Below are 19,188 nucleotides of genomic sequence, written 5' to 3'. Positions count from 1 at the left end.
CCATAATTTGCACCATAGGCAGGGGGAGTTTGAGTAATCCCCTATCCCTCTCACCCACTACCAACGGCCATTGCGGGCGTTGGTTTCAGTCCAACAAGGTTTATCCGCCGCGTATGAAGTTCGCTACTGTTTCTTGCAGCGCTGCGCGGCGGATAAACGCTATTCGTTATGGCTCATGACCGATCCCGCTGATTCTTTCGTTTGCGCCGTTTGCGGAGAGTCGCATAGCGGGCTGCCCACCGATACGGCGTTCACACTTCCGGACGTTGTTTGGGCGATTCCCGAGCCCGAACGCGAGCTGCATGCCAAATGGGACGCCGACCTTTGCCAAATGGGCGAGCGCTATTTCATTCGCTGCATGTTGCCAATCGACTTCATTGATCGACCGGGCTACTACGGTTGGGGGGTGTGGGCTGAAGTCGATTGGCTTGTCTTCAAACGCTACCTTGAGCTCTATGAGGCAGACGGATCCGAAGAACCTCCAGCGGCGGGTCAACTGTCCAACGAAGTTGCCGCTTACCGAGACACCGTCGGACTCCCGGTAAGCATTCAGTTTGGTCCAAGCAGCAAGAGGCCTAATCTCTCGTTTTCCAAAGGTGTGGCCCATAGCTTCGCAATTGAGGCTACGAGCGGCATGTCTGACTCGAGATATCACGAGGTTCTTGCCATTCGGGGGCACAAATGAGCCATAACCCATCGTTCGAGCCGACTCGCAACGGCTGGTCACTGCAGGCCCCCATTTCATTCTGGGCCTTCCGTGCCCAGCCGCCGCTCGCGGCTCAACTTCGACGTTATGCGGCATGAACCAGCAGCTTCTTGATCGAGCGATCGCGTACTCCATCGCATGCGTGGAAGCCGCGTCGGGTGACGTGTTCAAGCTCCCGTTGCCGGTTCAGACGGTTGCGGTCGTCCAAACGGCACAGGGCATCATCGACAACGGCGGGCTTGAGTACTTCTACGAGAGCGACTTCGATGGCACCCCGCCGTACTCTTTCTTTGTCGAGACATTTAGGCGAATTGGCGCAGAGGCCGCTGCCCAGCGTGTTGAGGCTTCTTCGCGGCTGTTCCCCTTCTCTGAGCCGCACTTGCACGAGGAAAAGCGTCAGCGCTGGTTGGACACAGTGAAGGAGAATGAAACGCATGAATTTGTCGTCCTCAGCAAAAAGGCCTGCGGTGACGAATCCGTTTTTGCGAAGCTGGCCGATTATGTGGAGAGGAATCGCGATGCCTTCGCTGCCGCATAACGGGTTCGTCGAATGGACCCACAACGGCGGCCAACTTGGTCGCCATTCTTCAATGCTGAGTGCGCCGTTGCGGCCCATTCACGGCCGACGTTAGATAGCTATGATTTCGCGCATCGTTCTTTATTCAATCGCTCTCATTGTTGGCCTGGTGAGCGGTCCCTGGTTACTGCAAAGTACAGCCCAGAGCGAACCGCCCCTGACTTGGGCAGTACTTCCCATAGTGTTCGTCGGTTGCGTTGTTGGAATTGTCTTTGTTGTCGGGTTTCAAATGGTGGCCGGTAACAGCCGCGCAGCGCTGTTTGCGTCTCGTGCATTTCGGGCAATCGGTATCTTCTTCGCTGGCGCAGGCTTCACAGCCGGAATTTGGGAGATGGTTTTTGGTGGCGGCGCGGTTCCCCACGCCTTCATGTTCCTAGTCATGGGTTTCGGTGTGTCGGTTGGTGTGACCGTCTGCCACTTACTGTTTGCGTCCAAATGGTCCGCCATCTAACTGGTCATCCCATCGGATCGCCTGCGGCGCCCGCTGGATTTCGACGTTAGCTCTCAAAAAACGTCACACATGTGCGCGCGCACAGTAGAAAAGTTCTTGCTGCCTTGGCCGCTGCTCTTTGCCTTGGTATTACAACGCTCTTCTATGCCGCCTATGCCTTCCCCAGTGACGTAGTGTGTCTGTTTGTTAAGTCCGTGGCACTAGAAGCTCTTCCTGATGGAACACTCGTCGAACCGGGCAGTTCCGAGTCGGAACGCGCCATGTTTCTCGAACTCCAATCACAGGCCAGAGTGCGAATAGAAAAAACCTTTGGCGCTCCGCGCTCTCGCCCCATCGTCGCATTCTTTCGTGATTCGCGAACCTTTTGGCCTTTGAAGGTCAACAATTACGGCAGTTCGGGTTCCGTCGGAAATTACACCTGCGTCATCATTGGCCCGAAAGGTCAAAATGTCGATGTTGTCGCTCACGAGCTCGTGCATCAAGAACTACACGAACGGGTTGGCTCTTGGCGTATGTTAAGGGAGGTTCCAGTATGGTTCGACGAAGGCGTTGCAATGCAGGTTGATTTTCGGCCACAGTACACGCTTCCGAAAGAAGCGGGTAGCGCGAGAAATACAAGTGAGGTTCGAGGACTCAAATCGGTTAGCCAGTTCAATCATGGCAACGACGAACAACTAACGCAGCACTACGCATTCGCCAAAGCTGAGGTTGCGCAATGGCTGGTCAATATTGGGCGCCATGATCTTTACCCGCGCTTAGAGCGCATTCGTGCTGGAGAGAGTTTTGATGCGGTTGTGGACAAGTGAGTTGAGAGCTAACTGGTCGGCCCACACTGACAAGCAACGTCAGGATGCCGCTTTGCGGCGCATCCAAGGCGTTTCAAAGGCAAGAAACCACAGCCGCAAAAACTACCCACCGCCGTCTGGATTAACCCGCCTTCAATGGAGAACAATCAACCTTCAATTCCGATCTCTGCACTGTAAATTTATTTATTCGGTGTTGCAAAGTCATTGACAGGTTCCGCCGGTTCAAGATGCGCGCCGAACGATCGGACAGATTTCGCACTCCCTGATCGAGCACGCGAATGTCATCGCAAACCCAGGTGTGCCTTCAGAGGAGGTAATGTGAGAGACGGCGCAACACCTACGGAAGCTGTCATCTCAGTCGCAGAGTCACCTGTATCTGGTCCCGCGCTACACGACTACAGCAAGGGTTTTCGCATTGCCTTCGCGAGACCAGCTCTTGTTGGCCAGCAAGTACCTGATCGGACTCTCAAACAGCGTCTATCGGGCAACAGATCGGGTGTATGAACACAATGCGTCTCGCGTCGAGAATATCTGTGATGCGCTGTCAATTTACATGCCGGATGACGAACGCATTTCAAAGGTGGAGCAGTTACGCCTAACCCCTCGCTCAAGCGGAGCGCCAACGGCAGGCCACCAGGCCCGGGCCGGTGGTACGCGGTACATTTTCGCCAGCCCGGGCCTGGTGGCCTGCCGTTGTCACCCGCTTAGCTCCAACGTTAAACTGTAAAAGTCGTACCAAGTTGCAGTGCAACTTTCACAGCGCGCTGATGTCTCTGTACCTGCTGACACTGTGTGCCAAAGGCGACAAGGCCCATCTATCCGGCACTCCTCCGCTTTCGCCCATCCACCACAAACAACACCCATGCCTTTTACTTTATGCCACCCCACCCGTTCAACAGCCAACCGCAAGGAGCTCGCATGACCCCGCGCAGTTCCCAAAACCTATTGGTGCTGCGCCTGCTGGCCACCCTGATCAGCCTGACGGTGGTGGGCCTGGGCTCCCTGGCGGTGTGGACGGCGCATTACTACGGCCGCACCAGTAAGCTGGGCGGGGCGGAGGTGGTGCTGGACGGCGGGCCTGCGGTGGCGATTGGCTGGGTGCTGGTGTCATTTGGTTTGCTGCCGCTGGCGCTGTGGTTCTCCGGCAAGCGGCCTGCGCTGGTGTGGTGCGGGATGTGTGCGGTGGCGGCGGGTGTTTTCTTGTACCTAGCGCTTTTTGCGGCCCGCTGAAAGACGGCTCCCATGTATTTACGCCGCCTTGTGGCCCTGTGTTTATTCGTGCATCCCGGGCTAAGCGCCTAGAGTAATTTATGTCAAATTGGCCTCAAGCGCATATTCCGTATGCGCAAGAAGCTATAAAAATCATAGTATTCAGTGGAGTGGCTGCACCAGCGGCGGCGGCGCACAGTCTTTGCGTGAGCCAAATGCGTTGGCGTAGCACCAGGTGAATTCGGCCCCAATGAGGAAGATTTGCGCCGAGTAGTACACCCACACCAGCAGCACCACCAGCGAGCCCGCTGCGCCAAAGGCCGATGCCACGCCGCTGCGGCCCACGTACAGGCCGATGAGCGATTTGCCCAGCGTGAACAGCAGGGCGGTGACGACCGCGCCAATCCACACATCCTTCCATTCCACCCGGGCGCGGGGCATGATTTTGTAGATCAGGGCAAACATGGCGGCGATCAGCACGAAGCCGCCCACGGCGTTGGCAATGGCCGCCACGGCCAGCCAGCTGCCAAAGATGGGTTGCAGCCAGCGCTCGGTGGTGGCCAGGGCGGCGCTGACCAGCAGCGACACCATCAGCAGAAAGCCGATAGCCAAAATCATGCCAAACGACAGCAGCCGCGCCCGCAGCATGCCGACCCAGCCCGGCTGGTTGCGGTGGGCGGGCACGCGCCAGATGCGGTTGAGTGCGTCTTGCAGCTCGCCAAACACGGTGGCCGCGCCCACAAACAGCAGTAGCACACCGAGTGCGGTGGCGGCTATGCTTTCGCCGGGTTTGTGCACGCTGACCAGCAGGCTTTGCACGGCGCTGGCGCCTTGGTCGCCCATCAGGGCGCGGAGTTGTTCGGCGATTTCGCCGCGTGCGGCTTCTTCGCCAAACACCAGTCCGGCCACCGAGATGGCGATGAGCAGCAGCGGTGCCAGGGAGAAGGTGGTGTAGTAGGCCAGCGCGGCTCCCATGCTGGGGGCGTAGTCGTCTACCCAAGAGCTGGCGACTTGCTTGATGAGCCGCCCGTACGGGGCGATGGCATTTAACGGCATGGCCGCATCATCGCCTGCGCGGGCGCTGCGGTCTGGCGGAAGCTGCCGCTTTGGTGTGTCAGAAGCGGCCTACACACCCAGGGTGGTGGGGGCGGTAAATTGCACGGTGTGGGCGGTTTCGGCCCAGCGGTCTTTGATTTCGAGGATGGCGGGCAGGTTGGCCATGAACAGTTCGACCAGTTCGGGGTCGAAGTGTTTGCCGCTTTGTTCGCGCAGCAGGCCCAGCGCGGCATCTACCGTCCAGGCGTTTTTGTAGGGGCGCTCGCTGGTGAGGGCGTCAAACACATCGGCAATGGCGGCGATGCGGCCGGAGATCGGGATGTCTTTGCCCTTGAGCCCAAGGGGGTAGCCACTGCCGTCCCATTTTTCGTGGTGGCTGATGGCCATTTCGCGGGCGACTTGCATCAGGCCGGGGGGGTGGTCACCCAGAATTTCGGCCCCGATCTGGCTGTGGGTGCGCATGATGGCCCATTCCTCGGGGTTGAGCGCGCTTTTTTTCAGCAGCACTGCGTCGGGGATGCCGATCTTGCCAACATCGTGCATCGGGGCGGCGTTGAAGAGGTTTTCCACATCCACCGGGCTCAAGCCCGCTGCCTGCCCGAGGATGCGCGAGAAGTAGCTCATGCGGATGACGTGCATGCCGGTTTCGTTGTCTTTGAACTCGGCCGCCAGGCCCAGGCGGCGGATGATCTCTAGCCGGGTTTCGCGCAGCTCGTCTACCTGCACCAGCGACAGGTGGTTGCGCACCCGGGCTTTGACGATGGCCGGGCTGGCGGGCTTGGTTAGGTAGTCCACCCCGCCCACGGCAAAGCCCCGGGCTTCGTCTTCGGTGTCGGCCAGCGCGGTAACGAAGACGACCGGGATGTGCCGGGTCTGGGTATCGCGTTTCAGGGCTTCGCAGACTTCGTAGCCGGTCATGCCGGGCATCATGATGTCGAGCAGCACCAGGTTGGGGTGTTCGCGCTGGGCCAGCTCGATGGCTTTGGGGCCGTCTTTGGCAAACACCAGCCGGTAGTCGTCTTGCAGCACGTGGCGCAGCATTTGCAAGTTGGTGGCTTCGTCGTCAACGACCAGAATTTTGGGACGGTTGTCTGCGGTGTGGGTCATGGTGTGGTTTCCTCTGCTTGGGCGGCCAGGGCTTTCAGCAGTATGTCTAGAAGTGTCTGTGCCGTGTCAAATTCAAAGGCCATCAGTGCGGCCTCTAGCGGTGGCGCATACAGGCCCTGGCCCGTGCTGTGCAGGGCCTGGCCCAGCTGCTCTAGCGTGGCTTCGTCCAGTTCGTTGCGCATAGTGGCTTGCCGCATGGCCTGGGCCAAGGCCCGGCAGCGGGCCCGGTCGGCGTGTGCAGCAGTAGTGGCGGTGGCGGCGGCGGCGGGTGCTGCCGGGGCTGTGGCTGGGGGGTGGGCGGCATCTTCGGTGTCTGACAGTTCCAGGCATACCGCTGTCATGGCGGCAGACACGTCCTCTAGGGCCAGCCGGGCTTGTTCGGGGTGGTCGGATTTCAGCGTGTCTTCCAGCATGCTGCTGCCGTGCAGCAGGCTTTGCAGGCACAGGTTGCCTGCTGCACCGCGCAGTTTGTGGGCCAGGTAGCGGGCGGCGTCCAGGTCGTTTTGCTTGAGCAGGGCGGATATTTGCAGTGGTATGGGCTGGTTTTCGTCCAGAAACCGGCGGATGGCTTTGCCCAGCGTGGCGGCGCTGCCCCAGAGGTCGGTGCCGCGCTCCCAGTCGATGGCGGGGGGGCGGCTTTGGTCGTGCCGGATGGCGTGGGTGGTGGCACCTTCGGCATCGGGCAGCTGGATGCCCATGACGCGGGCCATTTCGGCAAAAAGCTGGGGCATGTCTAGCGGCTTGGTGGCAAAGCCGTTCATGCCCGCGTCGGTGGTGGCGCGGCGGTCTTCTTCCATCACGCTGGCGGTCAGCGCCACGATGGGGGTAGCGCGCAGTGCACGGGTTTTTTCTACTTGGCGAATGCGGCGCGTGGCCTCTAGTCCGTCTACACCGGGCATTTGCACGTCCATCAGCACGATATCGAAGGTCTGCTGGATGAAGGCTTGTACGGCTTCGATCCCGCCGGTTGCGGTGGTCACCATGTGCCCGGCCTGGCCCAGGGCCAGCGACAGCAGCTCCAGGTTTTGCGGCACGTCGTCTACCGCCAAAATCCGCAGGCCGGGTAGCTCGTACAGCAGCACGTCGTGGACGGCTTCCACCCTTTGGCCCGGCTGCAAAGGCAGGCGTACGTGGAAGCTGCTGCCCACATCCAGTGTGCTTTCAACCTGTAACTGTCCGCCCATCAGCTCTACCAGTTGGCGCGCAATGGTGGTGCCCAGACCGGTGCCACCAAAGCGGCGGCTCATGGAGGCATCGGCCTGCGAAAACGGGTCGAAAATTTTGTCGATACGCTCCTCGGCAATGCCGATGCCGGTGTCGGTGACGGTGATGTGCACCAGCCCCAAATCCATGCGCATGCGCATGTGTACCGAGCCTGCGTGGGTGAACTTGACGGCATTGCCCAGCAGGTTGGTCAGCACCTGTTGCACCCGCATCGCGTCGCCTTTGAAGAACTCGGGCAGCGTAGGCGGGTAGTGCACCTCCAGATCCAGGCCTTTGCTTTCGGCGGTCAGCCGCTGGGCATCGGCCACTTCGGTCAGCAGGGCTTTGAGGGAGAAGTCTTGGTGCTCCAGCTCGACCGCGCCTTTCTCCAGCTTGGCGGTGTCCAGAATGTTGTTCAGCAAGCCCAGTAACGAGCGGGCCGACTGGCGCACGGTGGTCATGTGGCGGCGTTGCAATTGCGACAGGTCGGTGCCCAGCAGCAGTTCGGTAAAGCCGATGATGGCGTTCATGGGGGTGCGGATTTCATGGCTCATGTTGGCCAGAAAGCTGGTTTTGGACTGCGCGGCCGCCTCGGCGTTGCGCTTGGCCTCGCGCAGGGCGACCTCCATCGTGTGGCGTTCGTGGATGTCCATGATGAAGGAGTCCACCCACAGCGGCTGGTTGTGCGCATCGTAGGTTGCGGCACCCCGGCCCCACACCCAGCGGTAGCTGCCGTCGTGGTAGCGCAGGCGGTATTCAATGGAGTAGATGGTGTGGGCGGCTATGGCTCTGCCCACGATGGGCAGTAGTGCCGCCAGATCATCGGGGTGGATCAGGGTGGCCAAGTCCATGCTGCCAGACATGAATGTCTCTGGCGCGTAGCCGGTGAAGTCCTCTACCGCGCCGCTGATGAATTGGATCGGCCAGTCGTCTTTGACGATGGCCCGCAAGGCGATACCCGGAATGCTGCGGATCAGCGAGGTGACCTGCGCCTCGCTGCTGACCAGCGCGTGTTCTATGGCCTTGCGCTCGGTGATGTCCAGGGTGATGGAGTCCATCCACACCGGCTCGCCTGCATCGTTATAGCTGGCACTGCCTTGGCACCAAACCCAGCGGTAGCTACCGTCGCGGTGCCCGAGCCGGTACTCAAATACATAGCTGGTGTGGTTGGCGATGGCCTGCTGCACGCAGAGCAGAGATGCATTCCAGTCGTCTGGGTGGACCAATTGGGCGATGGTTTTTTCCCCCACCATGAAGACAGCGGCGGGGTAGCCGGTGAAAGCGTCCACTACCTCGCTGATGTAGTGGGTGGGCCACCGGGGGGTGACCAAGGTGCGGGCAACAATACCCGGAATATTGCGGATCAGCGATTGAAGCTGCCGCTCGTTGTCATGCAGGGCCTGCTTGGTCTCCATGCGCTCGGTAATGTCCATGATGATGCCGTCTACCCACAGCGGCTGGCCTTGGTCATCGTAGGTGGCACTGCCGCGCGCCCATACCCAAAAGTAATGCCCGTCGCGGTGCTGCAAGCGGTGTTCGATGTCGTAGGTGGTGTGCCCTACCAGCGCCTGGTGCAGCTGGGCCAGCACTTGTGGCCGATCGTCTGGATGGGTCAGCATGGGCAGCGACACCTCGCCGGACAGAAATGCCGACACCGACCACCCGGCAATCTCGGTCACCGCATCACTCATGTACTGGATGCGCCATTGCTCGCCGACCAAGGCGCGCAACACAATGCCCGGAATGCTGTGCGTCATGCTCTGCATTTGCTGCTGGCTGGCGCTGAGTGCCTGCTCGGCTGTTTTGCGCTCGGTGATGTCGGTCATCATGCCGTCAAACCAGCGCGGTGTGCCGCTGTCATCGGCCACGATGGAGCCGCGCGACAGCACCCAGCGGACGCTGCCATCGCGGTGAACCAGGCGGTATTCGTGCTCGTAGGCAATGTTGATTTGGCGGGGCTGGTTGATTTTTTCCATCACCCGGTCGCGGTCGTCCGGGTGCAGGTGGTCAAGTAAATCGCGCTGGCGGTGTATGAAATCTGCCGCTGGCCAGCCAATCAGCGTCTGTACGCCATCGCTGACAAACACAATTTTTCGCTCCGCCGTCAGCTCTCGGCGAAACGCCAGCCCCGGTATGTGGCGCAGCAGCGTGCGGTGCTGTGATTCGCTGGCATGCAGCGCCTGTTCTATGGCTTTACGCTCGGTGATGTCGCTGATCAAGCCGTCAAACCAGCACGGCAGACCTTGCTTGTCGCAGACCACGCTGCCGCGTGATAGCACCCAGCGCACACTGCCGTTGCGGTGGACCAGCTGGTACTCCGTCTCATACGGGAGCCGGTGGGCGCAGGCGTGCTCCACGGCGGTGAACACGCGTAGCGCGTCGTCTGGGTGGATTTGGTCCCGGAAGTCGCGCCCCTCGGCCATGCATTCTTGGGCCGTCCAGCCCGTAATGGCCAGCGCGCCGTCGCTCACAAACACTAGTTCGCGGGTGTCCAGACGCCGCCTGTAAGCCAGGCCGGGAATGTTGAGCAGCAGCGAGCCGTACTGTGACTCGCTGGCCCGCATTTGCAGGTACAGCGTGCGGTAGCGCAGCAGGATGTAACTGACGGCGGTAACCGCAATGGTGAGCAGCACGGTTGCCAGCGCAATTTGCAGGGCCATCGCGTTTGATCCTGCCACCCCGGCATGGTGTGCCAATGCGATGGGCGTCGTAAAGTGCGTGGCCAGTATGCCCAGGTAATGCATGCTGGCGATGGCCAGACCCATGACCGTGCCGCTAACCAGAATGGTGCGATTTTCGGCACTCCGGCCTGTGCCAAACCGGCCGCGCAGGCCAAACCGAATCCACAGCGCCAGCATGGCCAGTGCGATGGCCGCTGCGATGGACAGCAAAAACCAACCTATCTGGTAATGCAGCTCGGGCCCCATTTGCATGGCCGCCATGCCGCTGTAGTGCATGCTGCCAATCCCGCCGCCCACCAGCACCCCGCCCAGCACGATGTGCCGTGCGCCCACCTGCGCACGGGCCACCACGCGCAGCGTGACCCACGATGCCAGCAGGGCTGGCAGCATCGACAGCAGGGTGTAGCCCAGGTGGTAGTCCACTAGCGTGCCCAGGTCTAACGCCAGCATGCCAATAAAGTGCATGGCCCAAATGCCGCCCCCCAGGGTGACCGTGCCCGCCAGCCGAGCCAGGTTACGGTGCCGGGTTTCCGTTAGCGCCTGCGCAATACCGGCGATGTGCAAGGCCATGCATGCGGTAAATATGGCGATGAAGACAGACAGCAGCACCAGCCAGATATTGTGGTTGCTATGTAACAGCAGGCTGGCATCTTCAGAGTGGGTAAATAGTAATTGCATGCAGATTTTGTTTTATTTTTTGGTGCATTCTTGATGCGGGTGTATACGAAATATTCTGCACTCCGGGTTGGTTTTTGGCTAGCATGTAAACCAGAAATATAGATCGCGGCTTTTGTAATAGCCGCATACAGAAAGCCACGTGGTTGCCGAGGACGCAGATTCTGCCCCTGCCGTGGCGTGCTTTATGTGGGCTGTTTTTTGTGCTTAGTTTTCGACCTTGGCGCTTGTTCTATATGCGCTTATAGCTATTAAAAATATAGCTATTTACCGCCGTGCCAGCCAGCATCTCCGTGTGGCTGTTGTGCCGTGGAATCCCTGCTCCGGGTGTCTCGCCGCCCCGACATTCCCACCCGCATAAGTGCCGCCCACGCTGTAGGAGGATGCCGATGGCACCTGCGCTGCCCCGTCCTACTGTGCGGCGCGGGGCTGTCTGCTGGGTACCGGGCCGGGCTATTTCTACACTGCATCCACACCAGATTTTTGGGCCACCCCGCCCCCTGCATGTGCTCTGTGGCTGCTCTGGCGACAGGCTGGCACAGGCGGTTCGGCACTTTATTTATCCACAGGAGACAGATATGAAGCAACACACATGGGCCTTGGCCTTGAGCGCCACCGCACTGGCATTGCTGGTGGGCTGTAGCAGCATGAAAACCCCTGCCACGGCCGATGTCGCGGTGTCTAAGGCGGCGGTAGACAGCGCCGTGGGCGCAGGCGGGGCGGAATTTGCCCCGCTGGAGATGGATTCGGCCCGCACCAAGATGGCTGCCGCCAACCAAGCGATGGCCAAGAAAGACTACAAGCTGGCCGCCACCCTGGCCAACGAAGCCCAGGCCGATGCCAAGCTGGCCCAAGGAAAAGCCAACAACGCCAAGGCCCAGGCGGCAGCCGATGCGCTGCAAGACAACCTGCGCGTGCTGCGCGAAGAGCTTGACCGCGCTAGCAAAACCAACCCATAAAACCAATTAATCCAGGACTATAAAAATGAAAAATCTCTACACACCCCTCGCCCTGGCCGTTGCCGTGCTCTTGGGTGCTTGCAGCTCCGTGCCCACCAGCACCAGCCTGCTGGAGCAAACCCACAGCGAGTACCGCATGGCCCAAGCCAGCCCGAACGTGAATCGCTACGCCCCGCTGGAACTCAAGCAGGCCGGTGATGCCCTGGCCCGCGCCGATGCGTCGGCCAACGACAAAGACAAACCCGCCAAGGTGGATGAACTGGCCTACCTGGCCCGGCAAAAAATCGCGCTGACGCACGAAGTTGCCAACCAGAAGTTCGCCGAAGACGAAGTGCTGCGCACCGGCAAAGATGCCGACCAGCTGCGCCTGCAACAGCGCTCGAATGAAGCCGACATGGCCAAGGCCAAAGCCGCCGAGGCCCAGCAGGCCGCGCTGCTGGCCCAGAGCAAAACCGCCGAAGCGCAGCGCAGCAACGATGAAGCCCGCCGGGTTGCAATGGAAGCGCAAGCCCGCAACCTGCAACTAGAAGCCCAACTCGCCGAGCTGGCCGCCAAAAAGACCGAGCGCGGCATGGTCATCACCCTGGGCGACGTGCTGTTTGGCACAGACCTGGCCCGCCTCACGCCTGACGGCATGCGCACCGCCCAGAAGCTGGCCGACGTGCTGCAACAAAACCCGCAGCGCAAAGTGCTGGTGGAAGGCTTTACCGACAGCACCGGCAGCAGTGCCCATAACCAAGAATTGTCAGACCGCCGCGCGGCTGCCGTGCGCAGCGCCTTGACGGGCATGGGCATCGCCAACGACCGCGTGCTCACCCGGGGCTACGGTGAAGGCTATCCCGTGGCCGCCAACGACACCGCCCAAAACCGCCAAATGAACCGCCGCGTCGAGATCGTCTTGTCCGACGCAACCGGCCAGACCGTACAACGCTAATTTTTTAGGAGAACGCTATGCAACTAACCCCTTTTGAACGTTTCGCCGCCATCGCTTTGGTGAGCGCCATGTCCTTGTCTATCGTGGCCTGTAGCAAGCCGGCCGATACCGCTGCCACTGCCTCTGCGCCCAGCACCACCGTGGGCACCGAAATTGACGACACCGTGCTTACCGCCAGCGTCAAGTCGGCCCTGTTGGCCGATGCCGATGTGAAAGGCCTGGACGTGAAGGTCGAAACCCGCAAGGGCGAGGTCATGCTCAGCGGCTTTGTGGACAGCCCAACCCAGATCGAGCGCGCCACCGCCTTGGCCAAAGCCGTGTCCGGTGTGAAGCGCGTGGACAACAAAATGGCCCTGAAAGAGGCCGACACCACCGTGGGCACCAAGGTGGACGACAGCATCGTCACCACCCGCGTCAAGGCCGCGCTGCTCAACGATGCCAGCATCAAAAGCCTGGACATCGCCGTGGTGACCCGCCAGGGCGAAGTGCAGCTCAGCGGCTTTGTAGACAACCAGGCCCAGATCGACAAAGCCCTGCAAATCGCCAAAGCCACGCAAGACGTGAAGAGCGTGGGCAACGAGATGCTGGTGAAGAAGTAGGCTGGGGGGGCGTTGCGGCGCCCCCCATCTTTGCCGTTCCTAGATGACTTTAGGGACGGCTTTTTTTATATGTTTTTTAGGCCTCTAGCGCATATTTTGTATGCGGTAGTAGCTATAAAAAATATAGCGTTTAGTGGGCGCGCAGGTAGCGCACAAAGCTAAAGCCTAACCCGGTGCTGCTGGTGTGCGCCTCGCGGCTGGCCTCGGTCCAGGTAGGGTCGAAGCTGGGGGCGAAGGCATCGCCGTCAAAAGCGGCGTCGATCTCGGTCACCACCGCCGACTGTGCCAGCGGCAAGGCCTGGGCGTAGATCTCGGCCCCGCCAATCACCCAGGCATCGCTGTTATCGCTGTTATTGGGGCACAGCGCCAGCGCTTCGGCGATCGACCCGGCACGCAGCGCACCCTCGGCCTGCCAATCTGCTTGCCGCGTCACCACAATATTCACGCGCCCTGGCAGCGGCCGAAACCGGGCCGGTAGCGAATCCCAGGTCTTGCGCCCCATGATGACTGGGCAGCCCAGCGTGGTGCGTTTGAAGTGCGCCATGTCCTCGGGCAAATGCCAAGGCAGGGTGCCGTGCGCCCCAATCACACCGTTGGCGGCGCGGGCGAAGATAAGGTGCAACTGCGTCATACCGCCACCGGGGCTTTGATGGCCGGGTGGCATTGGTAGTCCACCATCTCGAAGTCTTCAAACTGGTAGCTGAAGATGTCCGCCGGGCGGCGCTTGATATGCAGGGTAGGGTAGGGGTAGGGTGCGCGGCTGAGCTGCTCGTTCACCTGGTCCACGTGGTTGCTGTAGATATGGCAGTCGCCGCCGGTCCAGATGAAGTCGCCCACCGCCAGGTCGCACTGCTGGGCCACCATGTGGGTCAGCAGGGCGTAGCTGGCGATGTTGAAGGGCACGCCCAAAAAGATGTCGGCGCTGCGCTGGTACAGCTGGCAGCTCAAGCGGCCATCGGCCACATAAAACTGGAAAAACGCGTGGCAGGGCATCAGCGCCATCTTGTCCAGGTCGGCCACGTTCCAGGCGCTGACGATGATGCGGCGGCTGTCGGGGTTGGTCTTCAGGGTTTTGATGACTTCGGCGATCTGGTCGATGTGGCTGCCGTCCGCCTTGGGCCAGCTGCGCCACTGCACGCCGTAGACCGGGCCCAGGCTGCCGTCAGCGCGGGCCCATTCGTCCCAGATGCTGACACCGCGTTCTTTCAGCCAGGTGTTGTCGCTGCTGCCGGTTAAAAACCACAGCAGCTCCTGGATGATGGAGCGCAGGTGGACTTTCTTGGTGGTGACTAGCGGAAAGCCCTCGTTCAGATCGAAGCGCATCTGGTGGCCAAACAGGCTGCGCGTGCCGGTGCCGGTGCGGTCGGCCTTATCCACGCCGGTGGTGTGCACCAAGCGCATGAAGTCTTCATATTGGGAGCGGATGGGGCGGTCAGTCATAGCGGAGGGAGTAAACGTCAAATAGGGTCGCACTTAAAAAGTGCGGTACTGTTCTAGGGGAAGGCCTTCGGCTGCGATGCGGGCGTTGTAGTGGTCGATGGCATCTTTGTTTTCGGCGTTCCAGCGCTCCCAGTAGATGTGCTGGACCTCGGCAGTCCGCAGTGCATCCTCTGTTTGCTCCAAGGGGATGCCCAGACTGCGGGCCATCGCCAACATCTTGGTGTTTCCCCGGAAGCCGTGCACAAGGTGCGAGCGCATTATTTTAAAACCCCGCGTTCGCCACCCGCACCACCCGCCCCGGATTCATCAGGTTCTGCGGGTCCAGGGCTTCCTTGATGCTGCGCATCAGGTCCATCGCCACGGGGGATTTGTAGTGCTCCAGGTGGCCCACCTTCAGGCTGCCCACGCCGTGCTCGGCAGAGATGGAGCCGCCATGTGCCATGACGGCATCGAACACCAGGGTGTTGACGTTGTCCTCTTGGGTGCGCAGAAACTCGGCACTATCTCCCTCGTAATCGCCCTCGGCGGGGGCTTGCACGTTGTAGTGCAGGTTGCCGTCGCCCAGGTGGCCGAAGTTGACCAGCCGCACGCCGGGGATTTGCGCGGTCAGCAGCGCATCGGTGCTGCGCACAAATTCGGGAATGCGGGACACGGGGATGGAGATGTCGTGCTTGATGTTCAGCCCCTCTTCGGCCTGGGCCATAGAAATGCTTTCGCGCACATGCCACAGGGCGTGGGCCTGGGCGATGTTTTCGGCCACCACGGCATCGGTCACGCAGCCTTGTTCCATGGCCAGCTCCAGCAGGTGCTCGAAGCGTTCGCGGGCGTGGGTTTCAGACTCGCTGTCGGAGTTTTCCAGCAGCACGCACCAGGGCGTATCGAGGTACAGCGGCACGCGCTGTTGCGGGTAGTGTTTGGCCACCAAACCCAACGCAAACTGGGCCATGACTTCAAAGCCGGTGAGCCCTGCGCCCAGGTGCTGGTGCGCCAGCCCGAGCAGGGTGACGGCGTGGTCCAGGCTGGGTACGGCGGCCCAGGCGGTGAGGGTGGCGGTGGGCTGGGGCACCAGCTTCATGGTGGCGGCGGTGATGATGCCCAGCGTGCCTTCGCTGCCGATGAACAGGTTGCGCAGGTCGTAGCCAGTGTTGTCTTTGCGCAGGCCGCTCAGGCCGCTCCAGATCTCGCCGTGTGCGGTGACCACTTCCAGCCCCAGGCAGAGTTCGCGGGTGTTGCCGTAGCGCAGCACCTGGGTGCCGCCTGCGTTGGTGGCCAGGTTGCCGCCAATGGTGCAACTGCCCTCGGCGGCCAGGCTCAGGGGGAACATAAAACCGGCTTTTTCGGCCACGTCTTGCAGGTTTTGCAAAATGCAACCGGCCTCTACCGTCATGGTCAGGTTGGCCGCATCCACGCTGCGCACGGCTTGCATGCGTTGCAGGCTGAGCACGATTTGCGTGCCGGAGTCATCCGGCGTGCTGCCCACCACCAGCCCGGTGTTGCCACCTTGCGGCACGATGCTGACACCGGCTGCCGCGCAGGCTTTGACGACCGCTGCCACTTCCAAGGTGTTGCCGGGGCGCACCACGGCCAGGGACTTGCCCCGGCTGCGCTTGCGCCAGTCCAGCTCAAAGGCGCTGAGGTCGCCATCGGTGAGTACGTGGGACGCGCCCAGGGTCCGGCGCAGGCTGTCGATCAGGTCTTGCATGGCAGAAATCTCGTGTGTTAAGCGGGCAGGGCGGCGGCCTTGGCATTCTTGAAGCGCAGCCGCACATGCATGGCGCAGGCGACGAACAGGGCCACGCACAGCAGCGCCTCGCCCAGTGCGTACCAGCGGCTGGGCGCGGCATCGCTGTAGGCGCGGACCACGCCTTCGGTGAAGTACAGCCACACCATCAAGCTAACCCAGCGGTAGGTGTACATGCGGTTTTTCAGCAGGCCGATGAGCGGAAAGCACAGCGGCACGGCCTTCAGCGCCAGCACCACACTGCCGGGGCGCAGCGGGGCCAGCACCAGTTCCCAGGCCAGGCTGAGGGCAATCAGGCCCAGCAGGCTGCCGACGGCCAGGGTGCGGGTCCAGCCAACTGTGTGGGCGAGGGGGGCGTGTTCGGTGGTATTCATAGCGGTGGCATCATAGCGGGCATGCGTTTAACCCTATCTGCCTTGTCCCAGCGCTTTGACCAGTTCCTGAAAGACCTGTCCCGCTTCCCCTGGAAAACCACCGCCCACACCTTGCGCGAGCGCTTTCGCGAAGACCAACTGGGCCTCACGGCCAGCAGCCTGACCTTCACCACCTCGCTGGCGCTGGTGCCGTTTTTTACCGTGGCGCTGGCCATCTTCACGGCTTTTCCGATGTTCAGCAAAGTGCAGGGGGTGCTGCAAAAGTGGTTGGTGCAAAGCCTGATCCCCGAGAGCATTGCCCGCCAGGTGCAGGGCTACCTGACCCAGTTTGCCAGCCAGGCCAGCAAGCTGGGCTCGGTGGGGCTGGCGATTGTGCTGTTTACCGCGCTGGCGCTGATTTTGACCATCGACCGCACGCTAAACGCCATCTGGCGCGTGCGCCGCCCCCGGCCCCTGGGCCAGCGGGTGCTGATTTACTGGGCTGGTATCACCCTGGGGCCACTGCTGCTGGGGGCCAGCCTGGCGCTGACGTCCTACCTCATCTCTAGCTCGCAGGGGGTGGTGGACAGCCTGCCTGGCGGCGTGCGGCTGCTCTTCAGCCTGCTGCAAATCACCCTGCTGGCGGGCGGCATGGCCGCGCTGTACCGCTATGTGCCCTACACCCGGGTGAAGTGGGGCCACGCCTGGGCTGGAGGCGTGTTTGTGGCCATCAGCATCGAGCTGGCCAAGCGGCTGCTGACGTTTTATTTGTCCGCCGTGCCCACCTACTCGGTGGTGTACGGGGCCTTTGCCACGCTGCCCATCATGCTGGTGTGGATCTACCTGGCCTGGGTCATTGTGCTGCTGGGGGCCGTGATTGCAGCCTACATGCCCAGCCTGCTGGAGGGCGTGCCACGCCGCTCCACCCCGCACGGCTGGCCGTTTTTGCTGGCCATCGAGGTGTTGCAGCACCTGCACCTGGCCCAGGTGCGTGGTGACAAAGGCCTGAGCGTGGCCCAGCTGGCACAGACGATGCAGGTCGATACGCTGCAACTGGAGCCGGTGCTGGCCACGCTGGGCGCGCTGGACTGGGTGGGCCGGCTGGACGAGGCCGACCCGCTGGACGCAGCCACCACCCCGCGCGAACCGCGCCTGCTGCTGCTGGTAGACCCCGGCACCACCTTGCTGCTGCCGCTGGTAGACCAGCTGCTGCTAACCCCCGCCCCGGCGTTGGAAAATTTATGGAAAAACAGCGGTAGGCGCAGTATGTACCTGCACGAAGTGCTATAAAAATAATAATTTCAGCTGGCTGAATTTACTGGTCTGTGGCATGCAGATCGGCCCGTTTAAACGCCTGGTCATGCGCCGACAGTTGCAGTGCCAGCCGCGTCACCATGTCGTGCGAACGGGAGGGCGCGGCGTGCAGCGGCATCACGGCCAGCCAGCCGAGCAGGCCCAGCAGCACCCAGCGTGGGGGGCCTGGCGGAGGGAGTGCCGGGGCCTGGGCCATGCGCCATACCGTCCAGCCGCTGGCGCTAGCCCCCAGCGCAAAGCCCGCGACCACCTCGGACCAGGAATGCACCTCAATGTGGACCCGGCTCCAGGCAATCAACGCGGCCAGCCCGTAGCCTGCCAACAGGGCGTTGCGGCGCAGCTGGGGCGCCAAGGCGTAGGCCAATACCGGGTAGATCGCTGCCGAGAACATGGAGTGGCCCGAAAACCCGGTGAAATCCAGCGCCGCAATGCCCAGGCCCCAGCCTATAAAGGCAATTTTGGATACCGATGTGATGCCCACTGCCAGCCCCAGCGGCAGCAGCCAGCGCAGCACTGGCCCGAGTGCGCGGGTGGTGCTGGCAATCCATAGCGTGAACACGGCTGCTAGCGGTAAGACGATGCCCATTTCGCCAAAACGGGTGATCCAGAACGGGGCTTTGGCGAGGAAGAATTGCATGCTTCAATTTTATTGCAGTGCAGCAAAAATCCATTTCCATGCGCCAGGGCGTATTTCATGCTGCTCTATGGTTTGCCCTAGGCCTTTGTGGGCTATATTGCAAGTGCATCCGTCACGAATCACCCCATTACCCCACTACTGCGTTACCAGGAGAAAACCATGAAAGTCAGCGACATTCTGCGTGTGAAAGGCAATACGCTCTATACCGCCAATCCCGACGAGCTCCTGGCGACGGCTTTGGCCACCATGGCCGACAAAGACATGGGTTCGTTGGTGATCATGTCGCAAGGCGAACTGGCCGGCATGCTGACCTTTCGCGAAGTGATCCAGCTGGTGGTGAAGAACAGCGGCAGCATAGGCAACACCCTGATCCGTGCGGCAATGGATGCCCAGCCCCTGACCTGCGGCCCCGACACCGAACTCGACGACGTGCGCCGCATGATGCTGGAGAGCCACGCCCGCTATATGCCGGTGATGGACGGCAAGATGCTGATGGGCGTGATCAGCTTCTACGACGTGGCCAAGGCCGTGGTGGACAGCCAGAACTTCGAGAACAAAATGCTCAAAGCCTACATCCGTGACTGGCCTGCGGGCGAAGAAGAAGGCTCTTAACACGCGCCTAAGCCTACTGAGGCGGTATGGGTCTTTTAGGCTGTTTTCGCTTATTCCGTGTGCGGTAGTAGCTATTGAATATGTAGCAATTTATTTTTAACATAAAAAAGCCCGGCTGGTTCAGTCGG

Annotated in this window: 19 protein-coding genes; 10 read left to right on the top strand and 9 right to left on the bottom strand. The window is 61.2% G+C overall.

What is annotated here, in order from left to right; translation table 11 throughout:
* Positions 1-79: 79 nt before the first annotated feature.
* From AC0969_RS17865 to AC0969_RS17845, 5 genes are all read left to right on the top strand, one after another.
* Positions 80-685: a DUF2199 domain-containing protein gene (locus AC0969_RS17865; RefSeq protein ID WP_479625510.1), complete on the top strand. Its 606-nt coding sequence runs from the start codon at positions 80-82 to the stop codon at positions 683-685.
* A gap of 115 nt (positions 686-800) precedes the next feature.
* The gene (locus AC0969_RS17860; protein ID WP_479625509.1) at positions 801-1,244 is read left to right on the top strand and encodes a DMP19 family protein; all 444 of its coding nucleotides are present in this window, start codon (positions 801-803) and stop codon (positions 1,242-1,244) included.
* A gap of 100 nt (positions 1,245-1,344) precedes the next feature.
* Positions 1,345-1,734, top strand: a complete 390-nt coding sequence (locus AC0969_RS17855) for a hypothetical protein (protein WP_479625508.1) — start codon at positions 1,345-1,347, stop codon at positions 1,732-1,734.
* Positions 1,735-1,994: 260 nt separating this feature from the next.
* Positions 1,995-2,540: a hypothetical protein gene (locus tag AC0969_RS17850; protein WP_479625507.1), complete on the top strand. Its 546-nt coding sequence runs from the start codon at positions 1,995-1,997 to the stop codon at positions 2,538-2,540.
* Between the two features lie 918 nt (positions 2,541-3,458).
* Positions 3,459-3,770 (top strand): hypothetical protein, encoded by a 312-nt coding sequence (locus tag AC0969_RS17845; RefSeq protein WP_479625506.1) that lies wholly within the window; start codon positions 3,459-3,461, stop codon positions 3,768-3,770.
* Positions 3,771-3,911: 141 nt separating this feature from the next.
* On the opposite strand, the gene AC0969_RS17840 is transcribed toward AC0969_RS17845, so the two are convergent.
* From AC0969_RS17840 to AC0969_RS17830, 3 genes are all read right to left on the bottom strand, one after another.
* Positions 3,912-4,805, bottom strand: coding sequence for a YihY/virulence factor BrkB family protein (locus AC0969_RS17840; protein ID WP_479625505.1), 894 nt, complete (start codon positions 4,803-4,805; stop codon positions 3,912-3,914).
* Positions 4,806-4,874: 69 nt separating this feature from the next.
* Positions 4,875-5,912 carry an HD-GYP domain-containing protein gene (locus AC0969_RS17835; RefSeq protein ID WP_479625504.1) on the bottom strand — a complete coding sequence of 346 codons (1,038 nt, stop codon included), beginning with the start codon at positions 5,910-5,912 and terminating at the stop codon, positions 4,875-4,877.
* Complete coding sequence (locus AC0969_RS17830; RefSeq protein WP_479625503.1) at positions 5,909-10,474, bottom strand: PAS domain-containing protein; 4,566 nt, start codon at positions 10,472-10,474, stop codon at positions 5,909-5,911. Before AC0969_RS17830 ends, AC0969_RS17835 begins: the two co-directional genes overlap by 4 nt.
* A gap of 575 nt (positions 10,475-11,049) precedes the next feature.
* On the opposite strand from AC0969_RS17830, the gene AC0969_RS17825 reads away from it, so the two are divergent.
* The 3 genes from AC0969_RS17825 to AC0969_RS17815 are packed head-to-tail and all read left to right on the top strand — an operon-like array spanning position 11,050 to position 12,963.
* Positions 11,050-11,430 carry a DUF4398 domain-containing protein gene (locus AC0969_RS17825; RefSeq protein WP_479625502.1) on the top strand — a complete coding sequence of 127 codons (381 nt, stop codon included), beginning with the start codon at positions 11,050-11,052 and terminating at the stop codon, positions 11,428-11,430.
* A gap of 25 nt (positions 11,431-11,455) precedes the next feature.
* The gene (locus tag AC0969_RS17820; protein ID WP_479625501.1) at positions 11,456-12,364 is read left to right on the top strand and encodes an OmpA family protein; all 909 of its coding nucleotides are present in this window, start codon (positions 11,456-11,458) and stop codon (positions 12,362-12,364) included.
* Positions 12,365-12,381: 17 nt separating this feature from the next.
* On the top strand, positions 12,382-12,963 hold the full coding sequence (locus AC0969_RS17815) for a BON domain-containing protein (RefSeq protein ID WP_479625500.1): 582 nt from the start codon (positions 12,382-12,384) through the stop codon (positions 12,961-12,963).
* Between the two features lie 130 nt (positions 12,964-13,093).
* Here the strand turns inward: AC0969_RS17815 and AC0969_RS17810 are convergent, their stop codons facing one another.
* From AC0969_RS17810 to AC0969_RS17790, 5 genes are read right to left on the bottom strand one after another with little or no spacing between them, the layout of a single operon-like run.
* Positions 13,094-13,594, bottom strand: coding sequence for a dihydrofolate reductase (locus AC0969_RS17810; RefSeq protein WP_479625499.1), 501 nt, complete (start codon positions 13,592-13,594; stop codon positions 13,094-13,096).
* Positions 13,591-14,403: a thymidylate synthase gene (locus tag AC0969_RS17805; RefSeq protein ID WP_479625498.1), complete on the bottom strand. Its 813-nt coding sequence runs from the start codon at positions 14,401-14,403 to the stop codon at positions 13,591-13,593. Before AC0969_RS17805 ends, AC0969_RS17810 begins: the two co-directional genes overlap by 4 nt.
* A 33-nt stretch (positions 14,404-14,436) precedes the next feature.
* Positions 14,437-14,661 carry a type II toxin-antitoxin system CcdA family antitoxin gene (locus AC0969_RS17800; RefSeq protein ID WP_479625497.1) on the bottom strand — a complete coding sequence of 75 codons (225 nt, stop codon included), beginning with the start codon at positions 14,659-14,661 and terminating at the stop codon, positions 14,437-14,439.
* Positions 14,662-14,665: 4 nt separating this feature from the next.
* Positions 14,666-16,105, bottom strand: a complete 1,440-nt coding sequence (locus tag AC0969_RS17795) for an FAD-binding oxidoreductase (protein ID WP_479625496.1) — start codon at positions 16,103-16,105, stop codon at positions 14,666-14,668.
* Positions 16,106-16,122: 17 nt separating this feature from the next.
* Complete coding sequence (locus AC0969_RS17790; protein ID WP_479625495.1) at positions 16,123-16,518, bottom strand: DUF2069 domain-containing protein; 396 nt, start codon at positions 16,516-16,518, stop codon at positions 16,123-16,125.
* A 21-nt stretch (positions 16,519-16,539) separates the two neighbouring features.
* Here AC0969_RS17790 and AC0969_RS17785 point away from each other — a divergent pair, with 21 nt between their 5' ends.
* Positions 16,540-17,787, top strand: a complete 1,248-nt coding sequence (locus tag AC0969_RS17785) for a YihY family inner membrane protein (protein WP_479625494.1) — start codon at positions 16,540-16,542, stop codon at positions 17,785-17,787.
* A 25-nt stretch (positions 17,788-17,812) separates the two neighbouring features.
* On the opposite strand, the gene AC0969_RS17780 is transcribed toward AC0969_RS17785, so the two are convergent.
* Positions 17,813-18,448 carry a phosphatase PAP2 family protein gene (locus AC0969_RS17780; RefSeq protein WP_479625493.1) on the bottom strand — a complete coding sequence of 212 codons (636 nt, stop codon included), beginning with the start codon at positions 18,446-18,448 and terminating at the stop codon, positions 17,813-17,815.
* Positions 18,449-18,607: 159 nt separating this feature from the next.
* Between AC0969_RS17780 and AC0969_RS17775 the strand changes: the two genes are divergently transcribed.
* The gene (locus AC0969_RS17775) at positions 18,608-19,060 is read left to right on the top strand and encodes a CBS domain-containing protein (protein WP_479625492.1); all 453 of its coding nucleotides are present in this window, start codon (positions 18,608-18,610) and stop codon (positions 19,058-19,060) included.
* Positions 19,061-19,188 lie beyond the last annotated feature (128 nt).

This window comes from Rhodoferax sp. LB1P47, from assembly GCF_056521445.1.
Note: the sequence above shows the minus strand (reverse complement) of the source record. Positions and strands in the feature narration are given on the sequence as shown.

Bases quoted from the DNA above. Each gene is read 5' to 3' on its own strand.
- AC0969_RS17860 (WP_479625509.1), top strand. From the start codon at position 801: ATGAACCAGCAGCTTCTTGATCGAGCGATCGCGTACTCCATCGCATGC.
- AC0969_RS17855 (WP_479625508.1), top strand. From the start codon at position 1,345: ATGATTTCGCGCATCGTTCTTTATTCAATCGCTCTCATTGTTGGCCTG.
- AC0969_RS17850 (WP_479625507.1), top strand. From the start codon at position 1,995: ATGTTTCTCGAACTCCAATCACAGGCCAGAGTGCGAATAGAAAAAACC.
- AC0969_RS17845 (WP_479625506.1), top strand. From the start codon at position 3,459: ATGACCCCGCGCAGTTCCCAAAACCTATTGGTGCTGCGCCTGCTGGCC.
- AC0969_RS17840 (WP_479625505.1), bottom strand. From the start codon at position 4,805: ATGCCGTTAAATGCCATCGCCCCGTACGGGCGGCTCATCAAGCAAGTC.
- AC0969_RS17835 (WP_479625504.1), bottom strand. From the start codon at position 5,912: ATGACCCACACCGCAGACAACCGTCCCAAAATTCTGGTCGTTGACGAC.
- AC0969_RS17830 (WP_479625503.1), bottom strand. From the start codon at position 10,474: ATGCAATTACTATTTACCCACTCTGAAGATGCCAGCCTGCTGTTACAT.
- AC0969_RS17825 (WP_479625502.1), top strand. From the start codon at position 11,050: ATGAAGCAACACACATGGGCCTTGGCCTTGAGCGCCACCGCACTGGCA.
- AC0969_RS17820 (WP_479625501.1), top strand. From the start codon at position 11,456: ATGAAAAATCTCTACACACCCCTCGCCCTGGCCGTTGCCGTGCTCTTG.
- AC0969_RS17815 (WP_479625500.1), top strand. From the start codon at position 12,382: ATGCAACTAACCCCTTTTGAACGTTTCGCCGCCATCGCTTTGGTGAGC.
- AC0969_RS17810 (WP_479625499.1), bottom strand. From the start codon at position 13,594: ATGACGCAGTTGCACCTTATCTTCGCCCGCGCCGCCAACGGTGTGATT.
- AC0969_RS17805 (WP_479625498.1), bottom strand. From the start codon at position 14,403: ATGACTGACCGCCCCATCCGCTCCCAATATGAAGACTTCATGCGCTTG.
- AC0969_RS17800 (WP_479625497.1), bottom strand. From the start codon at position 14,661: ATGCGCTCGCACCTTGTGCACGGCTTCCGGGGAAACACCAAGATGTTG.
- AC0969_RS17795 (WP_479625496.1), bottom strand. From the start codon at position 16,105: ATGCAAGACCTGATCGACAGCCTGCGCCGGACCCTGGGCGCGTCCCAC.
- AC0969_RS17790 (WP_479625495.1), bottom strand. From the start codon at position 16,518: ATGAATACCACCGAACACGCCCCCCTCGCCCACACAGTTGGCTGGACC.
- AC0969_RS17785 (WP_479625494.1), top strand. From the start codon at position 16,540: ATGCGTTTAACCCTATCTGCCTTGTCCCAGCGCTTTGACCAGTTCCTG.
- AC0969_RS17780 (WP_479625493.1), bottom strand. From the start codon at position 18,448: ATGCAATTCTTCCTCGCCAAAGCCCCGTTCTGGATCACCCGTTTTGGC.
- AC0969_RS17775 (WP_479625492.1), top strand. From the start codon at position 18,608: ATGAAAGTCAGCGACATTCTGCGTGTGAAAGGCAATACGCTCTATACC.